Consider the following 19,197-nt stretch of genomic DNA (forward strand, 5'->3'; position numbering starts at 1 on the left):
ATGCCGATTGACGACACCCTCGCCCGCTACTCCGACCTGAGCTTCGAAACAGCCTTCGCCATCTACTTACTGGCGCTGGTGCTGTTCATCGCCGAATTCGCGGCCGTGCGGGTGCGCCGTACCGCACCCATCCTCGCGGCCGCCACCACCTCTGCCACTTCTACCACCTCTGCGGTCCCCGCCGACAGGCCGGGCCGGGTCGCCGAGCCACCCCGGCGGGACCTTTCGGACCGGCTCGGCCGCATGGGCGTCAGCGTCCTCGTGATCGCCCTGATCTTGCACGTTGGTTCGATGGTGCTGCGCGGGCTGGCCACCGCGCGTTTCCCCTGGGGCAACATGTACGAGTTCGTCACCGTCACCTGCGCGGTGGGCGTACTTGCCGGGCTGATCGTGCTGCGCCGCCCGGCGCTGCGCGTGCTGTGGGCATTCGCGCTGATCCCGGTGCTGATCCTGCTGTTCGTCGCTGGCACCGTGCTCTACGCCGATGCCGCCCCGGTGGTGCCGGCGCTACAGTCTTTCTGGCTGCCGATCCACGTCTCGGTCGTGTCCGTCTCGAGCGGAGTTTTCCTCGTCTCCGGGGTGGCCAGCACGCTGTTTCTGCTGGCGTTGAACGCCGAAAAACGCCCGGATACCCGGCTGGCCCGACTCATGCAACGGCTCCCCGACGCCCGCGCCCTCGACCGTCTCGCCTACCGCACGACGATCTTCGCGTTCCCCTTGTTCGGTGCCGGGGTCGTCCTCGGCGCGATCTGGGCCGAAGCCGCCTGGGGCCGGTTCTGGGGCTGGGACCCGAAAGAAACCGTCTCGTTCATCGCATGGGTGATCTACGCCGCCTACCTGCACGCCCGGGCCACCGCCGGCTGGCGGGAAACCCGCGCGGCCTGGATCAACATTGCCGGGTTCGTATCTATGCTGTTCAACCTGTTCATCATCAACATGGTGGTCTCGGGGCTGCACTCCTATGCCGGACTGAACTGACACACCCTGGGCATGTGTACCTGTGTGTACAGGGGTCTGCGCGTCCGCCTAATAGGAGGGAACTCGTCGATGAGTGAGGGGGCCACCACCGTGGCGCTCCCTACCTCGGTGCGCCGCCGCGGACCGGAGTTGTCGGTGCCGGTGCGTAGTGCGGCATCGATTCTGGCCGGGCTGATGCTCTATGCCAGTTTCCCACCCCGCACGGGATGGTGGTTGGCCCCGCTCGCCATTGCCGTGCTCACCGCCGTACTGCACGGCCGACGCAGGCGCGCCGGCTTCGGCTACGGCTACCTGGCCGGGTTGGGGTTCTTTCTGCCCTTGCTGCCCTGGGTCGGTGTCTACGTCGGACCAGTGCCCTGGTTGGCGCTTGCAGCGATCGAGGCGCTCGCGGTCGGGATATTCGGCGCCCTGGCCGCGGCGCTCAGCCGCCGCCCGGCGGCCCCGGTATCGATTGCCGCCGCCTGGGTGGTCACCGAAGCAATACGCGCACGGATTCCGTTCGGAGGATTTCCGTGGGGACGGCTGGCCTTCGGGCAAGCCGAGGGGCCACTTCTGCAGCTGGCTTCCCTTGCTGGGCCTGCCGGTGTGGGCTTCGCCGTCGCGGTGATCGGCACCGCGGTGGTCACAACCGTGATCGCTGCGCGCGAGCGGCGGCCTGCGGTCGCGATGGGTTCGATGCTGCTGGCAGCGGTCGCATTTGCGGCGGCACCGCTCGTCGGGATGCGCGACTCCGCCCGCTTCCCGGCATCGACGGTCACGGTCGCGGCCGTGCAAGGCAACGTGCCGCGAATGGGGCTCGATTTCAACGCCCAGCGTCGGGCCGTGCTCGACAATCACGTCGCGGCGACCGAACGACTTGCCGTCGACGTGGCGTCGGGTCGCGCGCCCCGGCCGCAGCTGGTGGTGTGGCCGGAGAACTCCTCGGACATCGATCCGCTGCGTCAGGCCGATGCCCACGCCGAGCTCGATGAGGCCGCTGCCGCCATCGGCGTGCCCATCCTCGTCGGTGCCGTGCTCGACAACGGGGACGGCACCAGCGGTAACAGTGCGCTGGTGTGGGATCCGGTGACAGGTCCCGGGGCCCGGCACCTCAAGCGGCGCCTGGTGCCATTCGGGGAATATCTGCCGCTGCGCCCGGTGATCGAGCGCCTGTGGCCGGCGGCCGCGCAGGCAGGCCGGTTCATCCCCGGAGACGGTACCGGCCGGGTCGAGCTCAACGGCGTACCGGTGGGGGTGGCGACCTGTTACGAGGTTGCCTTCGACGATGCGGTTGCCGAGTCGGTGCGGGCAGGCGCCCAGTTGCTGGTAGTGCCCACCAACAACGCGACCTTCGGCCGCACCGAGATGACCTACCAGCAGCTGGCCATGTCTCGGCTACGGGCGGTAGAGCACGGGCGGTCCGTGGTGGTCGCGGCTACCAGCGGCGTCAGCGCTCTGATCACTCCCGACGGCGCGGTCACCAACCGCAGTGCGATGTTCACCGCCGACGTCCTCGTCGGTGAGCTGCCCCTGGGTACCCGACTGACCTGGGCGACCCGGCTCGGTTCGGGCCCTGAGGTGCTCGCCGCCGCGGCCGTGATGTGGATCCTGCTCATCGGTCGCCAGAAGGCCCACACCCACCCAATTACTAAGACAGGTAGTTTTTAGCGCCTTCTTAGTATATCGTTTCGTTATCTTACCCGTCGCGGCAACGGCGGATCTACATCGAAAGAGCATGTCAGGAGCGTTATTGTGGGACGGCACCATGCATCAACCCGGAACCAAATCCGTTACCTTACCGATATAGAACCGGGTTCCGCGCCAGGATCCGAAGGACGCCGGGGGCGGCACCGGGCGCCGACGAACCGCGCCACGACCGGGGCATGTGCATCGTCGGTCGCGACCGGCGCACTGCTGATCGTGGGATCTCAGATTCTCGCTCCGGGCACCGCGGCTGCCCAGCCGACCTCGGGTGGTGTGCATGCCGCCGCGCCTGCACCGGTCCCGTTGCCAGCCGAACTCGCAGCACTGGCCGCTCTGCCGGAGGTCGAGGCGGCGCTCGACCAACTTGCCGCGGTTCCGGGTTTTCCCGCGGTAGTGTCCCCTGCCGCCACTGTTCCGGCCCTGCCGTCGAGCTCAGCGGTGCCGACAAACGCAGCCTCCTGGGCGACACCGACACTGCAGCCCCTCGCCGTCGCTCCGGTCTCGGGCACCTTGACCTCCGCGTTCGGACCGCGATGGGGTTCGTCCCACGCCGGTCTGGACATCGCCAACAGCATCGGCACCCCGGTCTATGCTGCCGCCTCGGGCACCGTGATCGACTCCGGCCCGGCCTCCGGGTTCGGTCTGTGGGTCCAGGTCCGGCACGATGACGGGTCCACCAGCACCTATGGCCACATCAACGAAACGCTGGTTGAGGTAGATCAGCGTGTGCAAGCCGGTGAGCAGATCGCCACCGTCGGCAATCGTGGTCAGTCCACCGGTCCGCACCTGCACTTCGAAACCACCGATCCGGCCGGTACGAAGGTAGATCCGACCCAGTGGCTGCAGCAACGGGGTGTACCCCCGACAGACCTGTCGCGGATGGCATAGCCGCCGCGTCGGCTCGGCGATGGCAGCCTCCGACGGCCCCCACGTGGAAAACTATGATTTATAGTATTTACGGTAGGGCGACGGCCTATCGGTGCCGAGGAAGGCAAACGCGGTGAACAGCTCAGACAAACCGAAGTCGCAGACGCCCCGAAAGCGACCGGGACCGCTCCTCCTAGCCGACTCGCACCGGGTGCCGTGGCCGATGATCGGCGCTGCCGTGGTGATCATCGCCCTGATCGGGGCCATCGCGTACAACCTCGTCCCGAAGATCTCCGAACGCACCGAGGCCCAGAAGTACGTGCCCAGTGCGGACAACCCCGATCCGTCTGCGGTGATCGACGGGGTGGAGAAGATCGACTACCCGGCCGGAACGCATGTGCAGGCACCGCAACGGGTGGCCTACGACCAGACTCCCCCGATGGGGGGCCCACACGATCAGTACTGGGCCACCTGTACCGGCACGGTTTATTCCGAACCGATCCGCAGCGAGAACGCGGTGCATTCGCTCGAACACGGCGCGGTGTGGATTACGTACGACCCGCAGAAGGTCACCGGGGACGAGGTGTCAACATTGGAGGCGAAGGTCGACGGCCAGCCCTACACCCTGATGTCGCCCTATCCGGGCTTGCCATCCCCGATCTCGGTGCAGTCCTGGGGCCACCGCCTCGCGCTCGATGACTCCGAAGACGATCGACTCGCCCAGTTCATCACTGCCTTGCGCCGAAACCCCAACACCCACCCCGAGGCAGGTGCCACCTGCTCCACCACTCCAGGCAGTTTCGATCCGAGCGCTCCGCCGCCGTTCGATGCGTCCGCGCCGGGGCCGGACGCCGTCCCCATGACCGTGGGCCAGCAGTCTGCCCCCGCCGCCCCGGCGACAGGCTCGAACCTCGGACCCGGCAATGGCTGAGTCCGACGACACTCCCGTCCTCACTGCCCCCGCCGCTCCCGCTGCCGGTGGATGGGCCAGGCTCGGCCGCACGCTCGCCGTGGGTGTGTTCGCGCTCGTCGTCGGTCTCTATCTGGGTATCGGTGCCTCGGGACTGAGAGGCGGTCATCCCGAGCCACCTGCACAGGACTCGGTCGAGGTTGGCTTCGCCCAGGACATGTCGGTGCACCACAGCCAGGCGGTAGAAATGTCGGCCATGGCGCTGACCAACGCGACCGACCCGGCGGTCCGCACCCTCGCCTACGACGTGCTCACCACCCAGCAGGGCCAATGGGGCACGATGCAGGGCTGGTTGGCCGTATGGGACCGACCGCTGCAGGCGGCCGGGGAACCGATGACCTGGATGCGCGCTACCGAGGACAGCGCCGGGACGGCGGCAGGTATGACCGAGCACGCGGCGATGCCGCCCGGATCGGCCATCCAAGGACCACGGATGCCCGGGATGGCCACCACCTCCGAACTCGACACGCTACGACGCACCACCGGCCCCGCATTCGACACCCTGTACCTGCAACTGCTGCTTCGGCACCATCAAGGCGGCCTGCCGATGGCACGCTACGCCGCGGCCAACGCCACCGAACAAGTGGTCACGACGCTGGCCCGACAGATCGCCGACACCCAGCAAGCCGAATCGACGACGATGCAGCAACTACTTACGGCCCACGGCGCCGCACCCTTACCGATGAACTGACCGGCGAAACTGCCAGGACCCGGACCGGCACCGTCCCGGGTCGGCGCTCAGGAGCGATCATGAAACAGTCGTCGACCATGCGGGTGTCCCGCCTGGTGTTCCTCTACACCGCAGTCCGTCTGGCGGTGGTCGCCGGCTGCGCCGGCGCCGCGGTGGCCGGCGTCCACCTTCTCGGACTCGAGGTGTCGCTGACGTGGACGCTCCTTGTCGGTGTACTCGCCGGGATAGCAGTGTCGCTGGTAGCCCTGCATCGGCTGCGCACCCGGATCAACGACGAGATCCGCATCATCGATAACCAGCGAAAATACCCACCGAAACGGCCCCGGCCCTGATCCTCATCAATCCGATGTTTCGGAACGGACGCAGTCAAGGCCGCGCCGTCAAATAGATCAACACCAAATTGAGCGCCGTGATCGTGGCAGCAATAACCCACGCCACCATGGTGGTGAGCCGATGGTTGACGTCGATGCCCATCAGCGCCCGATCGCTGGTCAGACGCACCAGAGGGATCAACGCAAAAGGAATACCGAACGACAGCACCACCTGCGAGAGCACCAGGGCCCGGGTCGGATCCGTCCCGAGCGCGACCACCACCAACGCCGGCACCAGGGTGATCAAGCGCCGCGCCAGCAGCGGTATCCGTCTGCGCAGCAGCCCGTCCATGATCAAGGACCCAGCGTAGGCACCCACCGAGGTCGACGCGAACCCGGAGGCCAACAGGCCCAGCGCGAACAGCAGCGCTACCGTCGAGCCGAGTTCTAGGCCCAGCGCCGTGTGCGCCTCCTCGATCGAATCGACCCCCTCCCGGCCCTGCAACGTTGTCGCGGCCGTGAGCAACATGGCCAGATTCACCGTGCCCGCCACCACCATGGCCAGTCCGACATCCCAGCGTGTGACCCGCAGCAGCACGGCCCGTCGCGGACCGGGCTCGGGATGACCGTGACGATCCCGGACCAGTCCCGAGTGCAGGTACACCGCATGCGGCATCACGGTCGCACCGAGCATGGCCGCCGCGAGCAGCACCGATTCGGCACCGTCGAAGCGCGGCACGAGTCCTGCGGCCACGGCGTGGGCGGGGGGCGGGGCAACGAAAAGGCTGGTGACGAACCCGATCGCGATGACCAGCAACAGACCGGTGATGACCCGTTCGAAACCGCGCTGACCACGCGTGTCCTGCACCAGCAGCAAGAGCAACGAGACCGCTCCGGTGATCAACGCTCCCGTCAGTAGCGGGAGATCGAACAGTAGGTTCAGGGCGATGGCGCCGCCGATGACCTCGGCCAGGTCGGTAGCCATGGCGACCAGTTCCGCCTGTCCCCAGTACGCCAAGCGCGCCGGTAGGGACATGCGCTCGCGGAGCACCTCGGGCAACGACCTGCCGGTGACCAGACCGAGTTTGGCGGACAGGTACTGCACCAGCGCGGCCATGACATTGGCCACCACGATGACCCACACCAGCAGATAACCGAACTGGGCCCCGGCACTGACGTTGGAGGCCACGTTGCCCGGATCGACGTAGGCGATAGAGGCGACGAATGCCGGTCCGAGAAGAGTCCCACGGCGCCACCGTTGCACTGGCCCGACATTGCGCGTCAGCGTCATCCGCCCTCCAAAAGGTTTCCCTGAATTAAAAGTCAGGGGAACCGAAATTTCAAGAAGTCGCGGTGTGCACAGAGTCCCGGCGAGGAGATGACTGCGGGCAGCACCTCCTCGCCGAGTCCGGTGTCAGCTCTTCCGGAAGGCGCGCATTGCCGCCCAGGTGCCCCCGGCGATGACCAGCACCCCCAGTACTGCGAACCCCAGCAGCAACGGAATCGACGAGCCTGAGGACTGTGAGTCCTCAGGGGCAACCTGCGCTTCGGTGGTCTCGGGCTCGGCTGCGCCCGACGAGGGGGACGCCTCCTGAGCCTCGGAGGTCGGTGTCTGCCCGGCCGCCGCGGTGACGGTGAAGGCGTAGGAACCGGTGATGGGATGGCCGTCGGCGGAGACGACCCGGTAGCCGACGGTATACTCCCCTGCGGTCAAGGGCTCCGGGATGGCCAGCCGCACCCGTTCTGCGTCGACAATCGCCTCGGAGCTTCCCCGTTGAGTGCCCGAACTGTCGGTAAGTGTCACGGTGGCGAAAGCGGTGTTGATGGGTTGGTTGAACTCGAGTTCGATTCCGTCCGGGGAACTTGCCACCGTGGCGTCGGCGGCGGGAGTCGAACCGATCAACATGCTGTGAGCTTGCGCGGGCGCGACGCCGAGGAGCAGCACCGCGGCGGCCGCGGCGAAGATCGTGATGAGTCTGGTCATGGGAACATACTTTCTCGGCTCCCTACCCCGGCGCAGCGTCCGGCGCGGTGGCCTGTCGAGAGAACGCAAAGGGTGCTGATCGGGGTCTACCCTAGCCCATCTACTATGTACCGTAGTTTTACGGTTGGTCGGTGACGCTACCGGCTCGCTCAGACACCGAGACGGACGAGAATATGAAACTGACGACCAATGTGAAAGTGTCCGCGGCTCTGGTCGCCCTGTTCGTGGTGTTGTTGTCGGTGTTGCTCTACACCAATAGGGCCGGGACGAACGCCGGGACGACTGGCCAAGAGGCGCCCGGCGCTGCCACGGCACCGGTGTGGACCCCAGATATCCGTACCTTGTCCACGGCCCCCGACGACAAGGTCCAACTCGTCGAATTCCTTGATTTCGAATGCGAGTCCTGCCGGGCCTTGTACCCGGTGATGGAACAAATCCGCAACGAGTACGTCGGGCGGATCGACTTTGGGATCCGCTACTTCCCCATTCCCAGCCACACCAACAGCCATCTGGCCGCACGGGTCGTCGAAGCCGCGGCCCGGCAAGGGCGTCTCGAGCCGATGTATCAGCTCATGTACGACACCCAGGCACAGTGGGGCGAGTCGAGCCAGTCCCAGGAAAAAGTATTCTGGGGTTTTGCCGAACAACTGGGCCTGGATATGGCCGCATTCGAGCGGGACGTCAACGATCCCACCGTCAGCGCGCGCGTGGACCGGGACTTCGACGACGGTCTTACCCTCGGTGTACAAGGCACACCCACCCTGTTCCTCAACGGCGTCGAGCTGCCCCCCATGCCCACCTACGAACAGCTACGGGCCCGGATCGACGCGGCGCTGGCCGAGTGAGCGCCCCGACGCGTCCGGCGGCGCCTGCCACCGACGAGGCGTCGGGTCGGACGCTCGGCAGCACGGGGGTGGGCTGGATCCTCGTTGTCTGCGGCGCAGCGGGGCTACTAGCCTCGCTGGTACTCACCGTCGAAAAGTTCGCCGTGCTGGCCGATCCGGCCTATCGGCCCTCGTGCAGCATCAACCCGGTCATCAGCTGCGGGTCGATCATGACCTCGTGGCAAGCGGAACTGTTCGGCTTCCCTAATCCGTTGCTGGGCGTCATCGGTTTCACGGTCGTACTGACCACCGCCGTAGCGGTCCTGGCCGGGGCCGGCGTGCCCCGCTGGTATTGGAACGGCCTGTTCGCCGGCCTGACCGCGGCGGTCGCCTTCGTGCACTGGCTGATTTTCCAGAGCCTCTACCGGATCGAAGCGCTGTGCCCGTACTGCATGGTGGTGTGGCTGGTCAGCGTGCTCGGCTGGTGGTATTGCCTGCTGCACCTCGAGGCGGTGCAAAAACATCGACCGTTGCGGTCATGGCAGCGGCTGCACCGGCTGCATGCAGTGGTCCCCACCGTCTGGACGCTGACTGTATCCGCCCTGGTAGCGCACGCCTTCTGGCCGTACTGGCAAACCCTGATCTGACAAAAGTTTCCGGGTAGCGGCAGCCTCCGCTCACTCACGGCGCATCGAGCGATATTCTCCCCATCGCGAGGTACCTTTTGCGAGGCGCGCGGGAATGCTCGGACGACTACGTGCCGTCCTCGCGTGGTGGAGGAAGCCGGTGCAGGTACTGCTCGGGCAGCTCGGATTCGGCAGCCCGACGGGCAGCCTCGGCCTCGACCATCTGCGACGACCGCGCCCAAACCACCTTGATCCAGTGGTACGCCAGGACGGTCATCGCTCCCCACCCCAAAAACAAGCCGATGCCCGGGCCGGCCCCACCGGCGACGGGATCGAGGGTCTGCCGCGACCACACGGCAAGCACACCGAACACGATCGCCAGCGTGCACCCGGCGCTGGCAAACCAGGCCAGCACCCATCGTCGGGTCACCAGCGCCAGCATCGAGAGCACGATCCCGAACACCGCTGCCAGCACCAAAAAGATCCGCGAAGGAAGGGTGATGGTTTCGGCCTGTGCCACCGTAGAGCCGGCCAGCACCTGCCAGCCGTTGGCGCCACCGTTGTGCGGAAGTGAGAACGAGACCGCCACCACCACCACCACTGCAGCGACCACCACCGCACGCATCCCGGGATCGATCTGTCCGGCGACCCTCTTTTCGGCGGCCGCCAGCTCCTGTCGACGGTGGACCGGATCGGGGTAGACAGTCGACTCGTCGCCGGGCTGTACCTCGTCCGGATCACTACGGTCACCCGACTCGCTCATAACTCGACCTCCGCCCTGGGAAAATGTTCCGGTGACCGCGACCGTCCAAAGCGGAGCAGACCGGTCGGCCCTCGGATGGATCCAGCCCGATCCGTCCGAGGACCGACCGGCGCAGGTACCCGCACCCCTCGGACCAGGCACCAGCCCTCTACCCGGGATCGACCAGCACCTGTGCCTGGGGCTCGTCCCGCCACAACTGCGCAATGATCGCGCAATACGACCCCGCGGTAGCGGACCAGGTCGCGGAGGCATCGACTACCCCCAGCCCCCGGCCGATAACTCCGGCCGCGAGCAGCACCGCCCGATTGGCCAGTGCCGCAGCCGGACTGCCACGCTCGACGACGGTGCCGGCCAGGTCCGCCGCCACGTCGAAGAGCTCTGTCGGCACGGCCGGTACCGACTCGGTTCCTAGGCCATGCTCGCGCAGGTGCGCACCGGCACGAAGATGCCGATCCACCTGCCCGAGAACATGTTCCAACGCACGCACATGTCGGCGCAACTTACCCGGCTTGCCGATGTGCGCGGCGGTGATCGGCGGCAGGCGACGTAACCGTTGAGGATCCGGAAGCCCTGCATGCTCGAGCGTCACGGCGGTCAGGTCTCGGATGAGCCAGTCGGCCAATGCCGCGGTGGCTCGGTCTGTTGCCGGCACGGTCACCACCGGCATGTTGGTCTTCAACGGTATTTTCCGATCTTTCGGCGCCGAGACGGCGAACGATTTATTCCTTCGTATCGGTGCGTGCCGAGGCCTCGCCGGTGCTCCGCGGTTCGGCAAGCTCACGCTTAGCGATTTCGGTGCTCCTGGGCGCACCACCGAAACCCACGTGTGCCTCGGCCCTCATGCGTTCGACCATGTGCGGGTAGTGCAGCTCGAACGCCGGCCGTTCGGAGCGGATCTGCGGCAGTTCGGTGAAGTTGTGTCGCGGCGGCGGGCAGGTAGTCGCCCATTCGAGCGAGTTGCCGTAGCCCCAGGGGTCGTCGACAGTGACGATCTGCCCGTAGCGGTAGCTCTTGAAGATGTTCCACACGAATGGCAACACCGAGGCACCGAGGACAAAAGATCCGATCGTCGAAATCGTGTTCAGGGTGGTGAATCCGTCCGAGGGCAGGTAGTCGGCGTACCGGCGGGGCATGCCTTCATTGCCCAGCCAGTGCTGGACGAGAAAGGTGGAATGGAAGCCCAGAAATGTCAACCAGAAATGCCACCTGCCTAGGCGCTCGTCGAGCATTCGACCGGTCATCTTCGGAAACCAGAAGTAGATACCCGCATAGGTCGCAAACACCACGGTGCCGAACACGACGTAGTGGAAGTGCGCCACCACGAAGTACGAATCGTGCAGCTGGAAGTCCATAGGAGGGGAGGCCAGGATCACGCCCGACAGGCCGCCGAAGAGGAAGGTGATCAAAAAACCCACGGAGAACAACATCGGTGATTCGAAAGTCAACTGCCCCTTCCACATGGTGCCGATCCAGTTGAAGAACTTCACTCCGGTCGGGATGGCGATCAGGAAGGTCATGAACGAGAAGAACGGCAGCAGCACCGCGCCGGTGGCATACATGTGGTGCGCCCACACCGCGATCGACAGGGCCGCGATGCCGAGGGTGGCGTAGATCAGGCCGGTGTAACCGAAGATCGGCTTCCGGGAGAACACCGGGAAAATCTCGGAGACGATGCCGAAGAACGGCAGCGCGATGATGTAGACCTCGGGATGACCGAAGAACCAGAACATATGCTGCCAGAGCATCACTCCGCCGGTGGCGGGATCGAAGAGGTGACCGCCGAGTACCCGGTCGTATAGCAGCCCCATCAACGCTGCGGTCAGCAGCGGAAAGGCGATGAGGATCAGGATGGAGGTGACGAGAATGTTCCAAGTGAAGATCGACATCCGGAACATCGTCATGCCGGGGGCTCGCATACACACGATGGTGGTGATGAAGTTGACTGCGCCCAGGATGGTGCCCAGTCCTGAGATGGCCAGGCCCACGATCCATAGATTTGCGCCCATGCCGGGGGAGTGCACTTCCGTGCTTAAAGGCACATACGCGGTCCAGCCGAAGTCGGCGGCGCCGCCGGGGGTGATGAAGCCGCCGACTGCAACGAGGGATCCGAACAGATACAGCCAGTAGCTGAAGGCGTTCAGCCGGGGGAATGCGACATCGGGCGCGCCGATCTGCAGTGGAAGGATGTAGTTGGCAAAGCCGAACACCACAGGAGTGGCGTACATCAGCAGCATGATCGTGCCATGCATGGTGAACAGCTGATTGTACTGCTCATTCGAGAGGAACTGCAGACCCGGCGCGGCCAGTTCGCTGCGCATGATCAGGGCCATCAGGCCTCCGATCGCGAAGAACGCGAACGCGGTCACCAGGTACATCTGACCCAGTACTTTCGGGTCGGTCGTGGTGATCATTTTGTGGATGAACGCACCCTTGGGGCCGCGCCGCGCCGGCATGGGGCGGGTAGCGGCAGGCCAGGGTGGCGGGGCGAGAGCGGTCATGTGCTGTCCGATCCGAAGTTTCGCGCGAGCGCACGGTGATGAGACGCCCTCGAGCGTACCTAATTACTATGCTGCATAGTAATTAGGGTCGGTTCGGTCGCCCGTGCCGGATCATGCCTGAGCGAGGGTCAGGCACACGGCCGCGGAGGTCGCCGCCAGCCCGACCAGCGCGGTAGCGACAGGCATCGCCATCGACAACGCCGCAGCTGTGGCGTACGACACCTTCGGGCACCGCGTCCGCCAGCTCACGCGCAGCTTGAGCAGTCGCAGCGAGATCTCGTTGCTCAACCCCAAGGTCCCGGCCGGCTGCGGCAATGTCGAAGCGGAGACCACGGTCAGCGCCGAGCACACCGTCGCCGTGCTGGTGGCGCGGGCAGCGTGCTGATCAGCGGTCAGTTCGACCAGGGTTTTGACCGCGGCCGGGGCGGCGGCGAACAACGGCACTGCCGGAAGCACCGCGGCCAAGATGTCACATGTGGTGACGATCAGGTGGTGACTGCCTCGCAGGTGTGCCCGCTCGTGGGCCAGGACAGCATCGCGTTCGGAACCGCTCAGACACTGCGAGAGTCCGTCGGTAGCCACCACGAATCCGGGTCGGCCGGCCACGCTGTAGGCCATTGGCATCGGGTGCGCCAGCCACATCACACCGTCGTCGCGGGAGTGGGCGACGATGGAGACCACATCACGGTGGTAGTCGAGTAGACGGGTTTGTTCTCTGGTGTACCGCCGACCCAGGATCACGGCTCGCACGGTTATGGTGAGCAGGGCCAGGGCTCCGGTAGCGGCCAGGGTTTCGGTGATCCACGGCTGCATCGCGTGGGAAACCGCGGACAGACACCGCACCACGGCCTCGACCGCGGTCTCGGCAGGCGCATGGTCGGGCCAGGCCAAGGTGACCACCGCGGAGGCGCCGAAGAACAAGGCCCCGGCTATGCTGCCCAGCCACGCCGCCAGCAGGACTCCGGGAGGCACGGAGGTGGCGGCGAGCGGACCGAGCATTCGCGGGGCCGCCATCGAGATCAGGGCGGCGCCGAGCAACAGGACCAGGGCCAATGTCATTGGTCGGCGGCCCGGCCCGTCCAGCCCCGGCGCAGGGCATCGTATTCGCGGTCGCTGACCGTCTTGGCGAAATGCAGCAGCACCGCGCTGGGGTCGGTGCTGCTGTCGAGCAGGGCGCGCAGTGCCTCGGAGGTGGCTTCCTCCCGGCTGCGTGAGGGCGAATAGTAGTAGGCGCGACTGCGTTTTTCTCGCTGCACCCAGCCCTTCTCATACAGATGGGTGACCACGGTCAAAATGGTGGTGTAGGCGAATTCCTTGCGATCGCGAAGCCGTTCGACCAGGCCATGGACCGACTGTGGCTCGTCGGTCGACCACAGTTCGTTCATCACCTCGGCTTCGAGACCCCCCAACCTGTGTATGGCTTCCCTCGCAGACATTCGCCGATTATCCCTTATCTATGTGCGTGCATCTGACGCGATCTGAACCCCTCGTGCGTTCAACCATGCCATGGGATCGGCCTTCTGGCCGTCCGGTCCCCACACTTCATAGTGCAGATGTGGCCCGGTCGATTGTCCCCGATTGCCCACGGTGGCGATCTGTTCCCCGGCTCGCACGCGCTGACCTGCAGAAACCAAGGCCTGATCGATGTGCCCGAACACCCCGATCGTGCCGTCGTCCTGCAGGATTCGTACCCACAGTCCGAAGCCGGAGGCGGGACCGGCCTCGAGTACCGTGCCATCGGTCACCGAGACGATCGGGGTGCCGATCGAGTTGGCGATGTCGAGCCCGTAGTGGCTCGTGCCCCAGCGGGGTCCGAAGTTCGACGTGAGCGTGCCACTGACAGGCATCAGCGTTTTTGGGCGGCGCGCCTCGGCCTCTTGCATGAGTCGGCGCTCCTCCCGGATCCGTGCCCGGTCGAGTTGATCCGCGAAGTCTGCCAGCATCGGCACCTGCACGGCCTGCAACACCTGGGGGGCCTGGGGTAGCACATCCGTAGGGGCTGAGGGTTGCGACGCGGCCTCGATCTCGTCGCTGACCGTGGGAGGGACCGAGGCGGCATGGGCGCTCGAGGTCGTTGCTGCCAGCAGCGCGCCTGCCGCTACCGACACGGCCAGCACGCGTCCGCTGGTTCCTGGGCTCGTTCGGCGATGCGCGCCTTTGCTTCGGATCGGCCTCGGGGCGAGGGCGTCCGCATGCTCGGCAAGGGCATCCCGATGCTCGATATCGAGACGTTCTGCCGGGTCCAGGACAGCCACTGTCGTCGGGAAAGCAGCGTCATCGCGACCTGCGTCGATGGGATCGGTCGGCTCGGGAACAGGCCACGCTGCAGTACTACAGTCAGAGCGGCGGGGAACGACGAGTTGGGGCTCTGGTTTACGGTGTCGGGCCAAGATCGCATCCTCAAGAAGGCACCCGCTCGCGTGATAACGAAACGGTGACGGACACCGACACGTTACTACTATTCTGCATAGTTTCAATACCGGATCGTTACCCGGTCTCCGATTCGCGCTTGGGGTCGTGGCCGGAGTCAGCGGCGTCGGCTGCTGCCGCGGTACGAGAGTGTGGGTGCAGTCCGTTCAGCATCGCGTTGTACGCGGCCAGTTCGCGATCTCCCTCGCGGTCGACCTGGTCGTTCCGCTTCCGGGCACGCTGGTTTTCGATCGAACTCCATCGCACGAGCGCGAGCACGGTGGCCAGTAGCAGCGGTAGCTCGCCGACGGCCCACGCCAGGTTTCCACCGAGTCGCTGATTGGCAGCCAAGTCGTCGAACCAACCCAGTTGCAGTGAGGTATAGAACTCGGCGGCGATCACAAAATCCGCCATGATCAGGGCGACCAGAAAGAACGCGTAGCCGGCCAGCGCGACCGCCACTGCTCCCACGCGCGTCAACGGTCCCTGCGGCACGGGGACAGGATCGATCCCGACGGTGACCCAGAAGAAGACCAACCCCACCGCCAGCAACCACATATCGAGCACCATGCGTCCCGGGTAGGAGCCGCCGTCGTACAGTCCTCCGAGATACAACAGGTAGAAGGTGCCCACGAGCACCACCGCGGCCACCAGGGGATGGGTCACCCATCGCAGTGCGGTGCTGGCGAAAATCGCCCGCATCCAGTCGCGGGCTCCTGGAACTGCATCGCTGGGGCCGGAGCGAACCGCGCGGGCCGCCAAGGTGAGCGGAGCGCCCAGAACCAAGCACATGGGCACCACGATCGCCAGCGCTGCGGATGCGGGCAGGTGCACGCTGAACGCCGCCGGGGCGTAGCGCCCGACCCCGGAGGATGTCACCAGAAGCAACACTAGACAGCCGAGAAGCCAGGACACGGTGCGCCGGACCGGCCACGGCTGCCTCACTGCACGTAGCCTCCGCACTCCCAGCAGGTAGAGCGCTGCCAGCACGACCGCTGCGGTTCCCAGTAACAGATCGAACCGCCACTCCGTCAGCAACCTGCCCAGCGTCGGGGCACCATCGAACCCGTACCCCAAGACTTCGTCGACCAGGCTGGGTTCGCGACGTTCGCCCAATGGCGGCGGAGTACGGCCCAACGCCACCCCGAGTCCAATCGTGGCCGTCAGGACCGCAGATTCGATTACCGCCAAGCGTATGAACGTCCCCCGATTCGACGCGTCGGCGGCCAGAGCCGTGATCGCCACCGTCCGTTGGCGCCAGCCCAGCCACCCCACTACACCGAGTGCGACGACCTTGGCCAGGACCACAAGTCCGTAGGGGCCGGACAGAAACTCCCGAAGCGGAACCCGCACCAGAGCATTAATTATTCCCGACGCAGCCATCACCACGAATGCCACCGTCGCCAGCGCGGAGAACCGGCGTGTGGCGACATCGAGATGTCCGCCACCACGCACGGCGTGCAACACCAACGCTGCCAATCCCCCGGCCCACAGTCCGGCCGCCACCAGATGAAGTATCAGGCTGTTGGTGGCAAGATCATGCGATCCGCCCCCGGCGGAATGTCCCGTCAACGCGCGTGGCATCAGGCTCCCTACCGCCAGGACCAGCAACAACGGTGTCCACCGGTGCTGCAGAATGAGGCGGCATCCCAGCCCCACCGCGGCAGCCATACACGCGGTCCACAGCCAGGCGGTGGATGCCTCGATTTGCCCCACCGACTGCACGAACGGAACCGGATCGGCGAACACGGTGCTCAGTGGTTGGCCGGAGGTGTCCGACAACGACAGAGGAATCAGCACCAGCGCCGATCCTGCCCATAGCGCTGCAGCCGCGCCCGCAGTCCGCACCGCGCGGTAACCGTCGACATCGAGCAGCCCGGAACGCTGTGGTGGTACCAGCACCGCCGCCACCAGCAACGACCCGATCATCACCACCGCCGCCACTTCCCCTATCGCGGTGGCGGCCGGGAGTCCGTATCTCGTGAGCACTCCTGGATCCGGCAGCCCGAGCAACCGCAGAACCTCGCTGCTCGACACGGCCGCCAGGGCGGCCGCCACCAGGGCCGCGCCTGCCGTCCAAGAGACCATCATGCCGACTACAGCTCTACTGGTACCTGCCACGGAAAACCTCACCTCGTCCGTTGTTCGCCCGTTCCCGCCGGCCGAACCTGCAGGCCGCGCCTCGCCGCCGAAATACTATGAAGGATAGTTGATCGTGCCGATCCAATTTTCGCGACCATCCTATATATTCATGCGCATATGACTATATGATGTCGGTGTCTTGAGAAAGGAAAACGATGAGCCACGGACACGGACACGGCCTCTCGCCCGCCCAAGCCACCAGCGCCTCCGGCCGACACGTCCGACGGTTGTGGATCGCCGTGGCCCTGGGCCTGGTGACCTTTGTGCTCCAGGTCGTCGTCGGACTCTCCACCTCGTCGCTGGCCTTGCTCTCCGACTCCGCGCACGTGTTCACCGACGTGTTCGGCGTGTTGATGGCCGTCACCGCTATCACCGTCGCCCAGCGTGCCCGCACCCGACCGGACCGGACCTTCGGCCTGTACCGCACCGAAGTGTTCGCCGCCCTGCTCAACGCACTCCTGCTGTTCGGCGTCGCCCTCTGGATTCTCTACGAAGCCCTCCAACGACTGTCCGCCCCACCCGAAGTCCCCGGCCTGCCCGTCACCATCGTTGCCGTGGTCGGCCTCACCATGAACGTCATTTCGTTTCTCCTGTTGCGCGCCGGCGCCAAGGAGAGCATCAACGTCCGCGGGGCCTACCTCGAAGTCCTGGCCGACATGCTCGGTTCGGTCGGCGTGCTTATCAGCGGTGTGGTGACCATCGTGTTCGGCTGGCGGTACGCCGACCCGCTCATCGGTGTCGCCATCGGACTCTTCGTCCTGCCCCGGGCCTACAATCTCGGCCGACACGCGATCGGCATACTGCTCCAACAAGCCCCGAAGAGTATCGACATCACCGAGGTCAACGCCGCCCTTAATGCCCTTCCTGGAGTCCATGAATCCCACGACCTGCACGTCTGGACTCTTACCTCGGGCATGGAAGTGGCCTCTGCACATCTGGTCACCGAATCCGACGCGGACTCCACAGCCGTGCTCACAGCGGCACAAACCTTGTTGGCGGAACGCTTCGGCCTCGAACACGCCACCCTGCAGGTCGAACCCCACGACGGCGAGGGACGCTGTCGCGAACTCTCGTGGTGACCTCCACAGACCCACCAGGAGTCCCTGGGACGAACACGGCGCACGCTGCAGCTCCTTCGATCCTACGGTCACTGTCGCCGAGGCTGCGATGGCCAGTTCGAAGTTGTTGCCCGCGGCGGTGAACGCCAGGGTGGTGGTGCGCTCGTAGCCCAGACCGATCGCGGCGCCGAACAGGAACCCGCCGCCCCACATGAGGACAAAATAGGTGAGCAGAGGCAGAGCGATGCGCACGACGTCCCATGGCTGCGACGTGATCTGTTCGCCCTGGAGCGCGAATAGGAGCACGATCGTGAACAGCAACCCGTACAGCGTCCACGGCCCAGCCGGTCGACAGAGGCAGCACTCGCCAGTTCGACACGCTCTTCGGCAGCTAGACCTATTCCGAGGTCGCCGATCTGATCGCTGAGCCGCTGCGCCTGCAGGCCGGGCTGCTGCCCGACGGCAAGGTCGCCGCCGTACGCGCGCTGCAGGCCGACGGAGCGAAAGTGGTCGTCGTCGGAGACGGCATCAACGACGCTCCCGCGCTGGCCGCTGCGCATGTCGGTATCGCCATGGGTGGCGCGGGATCGGATCTGACCTTGCAGACCGCCGACGCGGTCGTCGTCCGTGACGACCTCACCGCCATCCCTGCGGTGATCCACCTGGCCCGGAGGGCTCGACGCCTGGTCATCGCCAACCTCGTCATCGCCGCCTCGGTCATCGTGGTCCTGGTGACCTGGGACCTTGTCGGCACGCTGCCGCTGCCGCTGGGAGTGGCGGGTCATGAAGGCTCCACCATCCTCGTCGGTCTCAACGGACTGCGATTGCTGCGAGAGACCGAATGGCGCCGTGCTGTCCGCACAGACCGACACAGTTCCGCTGCGCACGTGTGACCTCGCCACCGTTAGTCATCTGGCCGAATCCACCTTCGACGCTCACCTGTCTCATCTGCTTCAGGTGGTCACCGATTTCGAAGAGCATGGCATCGGTTTTCCCTCGGTGACCGCATCGATACTGTGGTAACGAAGTGCTCCATCTCCGATGTCACAGAATGTACGTCTATGGAAGGCACCTGATGCTGCGCAAGTTCGTCGTCGTGACCGCTGTGACCGCCGCGCTCGGAGCGGGTTCGATGGGTACCGCTGCTGCGGACACCGCCCCACCCGTGCCTGCCCTCAACTTGTGCAAGTGGGAGCGCTTTACGCCGGAGTGCATTGCACTGTGGTTGGCGGGCGTGGCGACCGGCTCGGCGGGATCCGGTTCTGCCTTGTCCTGATCGACGGCGCTCGTTAACTGTGGCTCTGGCGCACTCCTGTGGGATGCGTCGGAGAGAATCAAGACCGACGACAACTGCATGAATGCACGGCATGCGTGCACGTCCAGCGGGCGACTC

At 65.7% G+C, this 19,197-nt stretch carries 19 protein-coding genes and 2 pseudogenes; 11 read left to right on the forward strand and 10 right to left on the reverse strand.

The window, feature by feature from the left end; translation table 11 throughout:
• The 6 genes from ccsB to A5767_RS07520 all read left to right on the forward strand — a co-directional run bounded on the left by ccsB (nucleotide 1) and on the right by A5767_RS07520 (nucleotide 5,521).
• Nucleotides 1-978 carry a c-type cytochrome biogenesis protein CcsB gene (gene ccsB, locus A5767_RS07495; protein WP_006554179.1) on the forward strand — a complete coding sequence of 326 codons (978 nt, stop codon included), beginning with the start codon at nucleotides 1-3 and terminating at the stop codon, nucleotides 976-978.
• Nucleotides 979-1,047: 69 nt separating this feature from the next.
• Complete coding sequence (gene lnt, locus A5767_RS07500) at nucleotides 1,048-2,625, forward strand: apolipoprotein N-acyltransferase (RefSeq protein WP_006554178.1); 1,578 nt, start codon at nucleotides 1,048-1,050, stop codon at nucleotides 2,623-2,625.
• Between the two features lie 252 nt (nucleotides 2,626-2,877).
• Nucleotides 2,878-3,549, forward strand: coding sequence for a M23 family metallopeptidase (locus A5767_RS07505; protein ID WP_006554177.1), 672 nt, complete (start codon nucleotides 2,878-2,880; stop codon nucleotides 3,547-3,549).
• Nucleotides 3,550-3,751: 202 nt separating this feature from the next.
• On the forward strand, nucleotides 3,752-4,459 hold the full coding sequence (locus tag A5767_RS07510) for a DUF3105 domain-containing protein (RefSeq protein WP_033098563.1): 708 nt from the start codon (nucleotides 3,752-3,754) through the stop codon (nucleotides 4,457-4,459).
• Nucleotides 4,452-5,189, forward strand: a complete 738-nt coding sequence (locus tag A5767_RS07515; RefSeq protein WP_033098562.1) for a DUF305 domain-containing protein — start codon at nucleotides 4,452-4,454, stop codon at nucleotides 5,187-5,189. The genes A5767_RS07510 and A5767_RS07515 overlap by 8 nt, the downstream gene beginning before the upstream one ends.
• Before the next feature lie 59 nt (nucleotides 5,190-5,248).
• Nucleotides 5,249-5,521 carry a DUF4229 domain-containing protein gene (locus A5767_RS07520; protein WP_006553277.1) on the forward strand — a complete coding sequence of 91 codons (273 nt, stop codon included), beginning with the start codon at nucleotides 5,249-5,251 and terminating at the stop codon, nucleotides 5,519-5,521.
• Between the two features lie 34 nt (nucleotides 5,522-5,555).
• Here A5767_RS07520 and A5767_RS07525 read toward each other — a convergent pair whose 3' ends face one another.
• Nucleotides 5,556-6,791 (reverse strand): Nramp family divalent metal transporter, encoded by a 1,236-nt coding sequence (locus A5767_RS07525; protein WP_006553276.1) that lies wholly within the window; start codon nucleotides 6,789-6,791, stop codon nucleotides 5,556-5,558.
• 123 nt (nucleotides 6,792-6,914) lie between these two features.
• Nucleotides 6,915-7,484 carry a copper resistance CopC family protein gene (locus A5767_RS07530; protein WP_006553275.1) on the reverse strand — a complete coding sequence of 190 codons (570 nt, stop codon included), beginning with the start codon at nucleotides 7,482-7,484 and terminating at the stop codon, nucleotides 6,915-6,917.
• 173 nt (nucleotides 7,485-7,657) lie between these two features.
• Here A5767_RS07530 and A5767_RS07535 point away from each other — a divergent pair, with 173 nt between their 5' ends.
• Nucleotides 7,658-8,329 (forward strand): DsbA family protein, encoded by a 672-nt coding sequence (locus tag A5767_RS07535; protein WP_006553274.1) that lies wholly within the window; start codon nucleotides 7,658-7,660, stop codon nucleotides 8,327-8,329.
• Nucleotides 8,326-8,955, forward strand: a complete 630-nt coding sequence (locus A5767_RS07540; protein WP_006553273.1) for a vitamin K epoxide reductase family protein — start codon at nucleotides 8,326-8,328, stop codon at nucleotides 8,953-8,955. Before A5767_RS07535 ends, A5767_RS07540 begins: the two co-directional genes overlap by 4 nt.
• Nucleotides 8,956-9,061: 106 nt before the next feature.
• Here A5767_RS07540 and A5767_RS07545 read toward each other — a convergent pair whose 3' ends face one another.
• The 7 genes from A5767_RS07545 to A5767_RS07575 form a co-directional block, all read right to left on the reverse strand.
• A complete protein-coding gene (locus A5767_RS07545; RefSeq protein WP_006553272.1) occupies nucleotides 9,062-9,697 on the reverse strand; it encodes an Rv2732c family membrane protein in 636 nt (211 codons plus the stop codon).
• 148 nt (nucleotides 9,698-9,845) lie between these two features.
• Entirely contained in the window at nucleotides 9,846-10,376 is a 531-nt protein-coding gene (locus A5767_RS07550; protein ID WP_085989315.1) for a hypothetical protein, read from the reverse strand.
• A 40-nt stretch (nucleotides 10,377-10,416) separates the two neighbouring features.
• Nucleotides 10,417-12,195, reverse strand: a complete 1,779-nt coding sequence (gene ctaD / locus A5767_RS07555; protein ID WP_039958315.1) for an aa3-type cytochrome oxidase subunit I — start codon at nucleotides 12,193-12,195, stop codon at nucleotides 10,417-10,419.
• Between the two features lie 111 nt (nucleotides 12,196-12,306).
• Complete coding sequence (locus A5767_RS07560) at nucleotides 12,307-13,254, reverse strand: M56 family metallopeptidase (protein WP_006553269.1); 948 nt, start codon at nucleotides 13,252-13,254, stop codon at nucleotides 12,307-12,309.
• On the reverse strand, nucleotides 13,251-13,613 hold the full coding sequence (locus tag A5767_RS07565; RefSeq protein ID WP_033098755.1) for a BlaI/MecI/CopY family transcriptional regulator: 363 nt from the start codon (nucleotides 13,611-13,613) through the stop codon (nucleotides 13,251-13,253). The genes A5767_RS07560 and A5767_RS07565 overlap by 4 nt, the downstream gene beginning before the upstream one ends.
• Before the next feature lie 36 nt (nucleotides 13,614-13,649).
• Complete coding sequence (locus A5767_RS07570; RefSeq protein WP_006553267.1) at nucleotides 13,650-14,312, reverse strand: M23 family metallopeptidase; 663 nt, start codon at nucleotides 14,310-14,312, stop codon at nucleotides 13,650-13,652.
• A 370-nt stretch (nucleotides 14,313-14,682) separates the two neighbouring features.
• Complete coding sequence (locus A5767_RS07575; RefSeq protein WP_006553265.1) at nucleotides 14,683-16,695, reverse strand: cytochrome c oxidase assembly protein; 2,013 nt, start codon at nucleotides 16,693-16,695, stop codon at nucleotides 14,683-14,685.
• Nucleotides 16,696-16,901: 206 nt separating this feature from the next.
• Between A5767_RS07575 and A5767_RS07580 the strand changes: the two genes are divergently transcribed.
• The gene (locus A5767_RS07580; protein WP_039958313.1) at nucleotides 16,902-17,825 is read left to right on the forward strand and encodes a cation diffusion facilitator family transporter; all 924 of its coding nucleotides are present in this window, start codon (nucleotides 16,902-16,904) and stop codon (nucleotides 17,823-17,825) included.
• 57 nt (nucleotides 17,826-17,882) lie between these two features.
• Here the strand turns inward: A5767_RS07580 and A5767_RS23670 are convergent.
• A pseudogene (locus tag A5767_RS23670) lies at nucleotides 17,883-18,146 on the reverse strand (arsenic resistance protein); the annotation flags it as partial.
• A gap of 95 nt (nucleotides 18,147-18,241) precedes the next feature.
• Here A5767_RS23670 and A5767_RS07585 point away from each other — a divergent pair.
• A pseudogene (locus tag A5767_RS07585) lies at nucleotides 18,242-18,697 on the forward strand (HAD-IC family P-type ATPase); the annotation flags it as partial.
• A gap of 182 nt (nucleotides 18,698-18,879) precedes the next feature.
• On the forward strand, nucleotides 18,880-19,080 hold the full coding sequence (locus A5767_RS07590; protein ID WP_006553262.1) for a hypothetical protein: 201 nt from the start codon (nucleotides 18,880-18,882) through the stop codon (nucleotides 19,078-19,080).
• Nucleotides 19,081-19,197 lie beyond the last annotated feature (117 nt).

Source organism: Rhodococcus sp. 852002-51564_SCH6189132-a (assembly GCF_001665495.1).
In the GTDB taxonomy this organism is placed as follows: domain Bacteria; phylum Actinomycetota; class Actinomycetes; order Mycobacteriales; family Mycobacteriaceae; genus Rhodococcus; species Rhodococcus pyridinivorans.

Coding starts and splice junctions, on each gene's coding strand:
- ccsB (WP_006554179.1), top strand. CDS start 1: ATGCCGATTGACGACACCCTCGCCCGCTACTCCGACCTGAGCTTCGAA.
- lnt (WP_006554178.1), top strand. CDS start 1,048: ATGAGTGAGGGGGCCACCACCGTGGCGCTCCCTACCTCGGTGCGCCGC.
- A5767_RS07510 (WP_033098563.1), top strand. CDS start 3,752: ATGATCGGCGCTGCCGTGGTGATCATCGCCCTGATCGGGGCCATCGCG.
- A5767_RS07515 (WP_033098562.1), top strand. CDS start 4,452: ATGGCTGAGTCCGACGACACTCCCGTCCTCACTGCCCCCGCCGCTCCC.
- A5767_RS07520 (WP_006553277.1), top strand. CDS start 5,249: ATGAAACAGTCGTCGACCATGCGGGTGTCCCGCCTGGTGTTCCTCTAC.
- A5767_RS07525 (WP_006553276.1), bottom strand. CDS start 6,791: ATGACGCTGACGCGCAATGTCGGGCCAGTGCAACGGTGGCGCCGTGGG.
- A5767_RS07530 (WP_006553275.1), bottom strand. CDS start 7,484: ATGACCAGACTCATCACGATCTTCGCCGCGGCCGCCGCGGTGCTGCTC.
- A5767_RS07535 (WP_006553274.1), top strand. CDS start 7,658: ATGAAACTGACGACCAATGTGAAAGTGTCCGCGGCTCTGGTCGCCCTG.
- A5767_RS07545 (WP_006553272.1), bottom strand. CDS start 9,697: ATGAGCGAGTCGGGTGACCGTAGTGATCCGGACGAGGTACAGCCCGGC.
- ctaD (WP_039958315.1), bottom strand. CDS start 12,195: ATGACCGCTCTCGCCCCGCCACCCTGGCCTGCCGCTACCCGCCCCATG.
- A5767_RS07560 (WP_006553269.1), bottom strand. CDS start 13,254: ATGACATTGGCCCTGGTCCTGTTGCTCGGCGCCGCCCTGATCTCGATG.
- A5767_RS07575 (WP_006553265.1), bottom strand. CDS start 16,695: ATGATGGTCTCTTGGACGGCAGGCGCGGCCCTGGTGGCGGCCGCCCTG.
- A5767_RS07580 (WP_039958313.1), top strand. CDS start 16,902: ATGAGCCACGGACACGGACACGGCCTCTCGCCCGCCCAAGCCACCAGC.
- A5767_RS07590 (WP_006553262.1), top strand. CDS start 18,880: ATGCTGCGCAAGTTCGTCGTCGTGACCGCTGTGACCGCCGCGCTCGGA.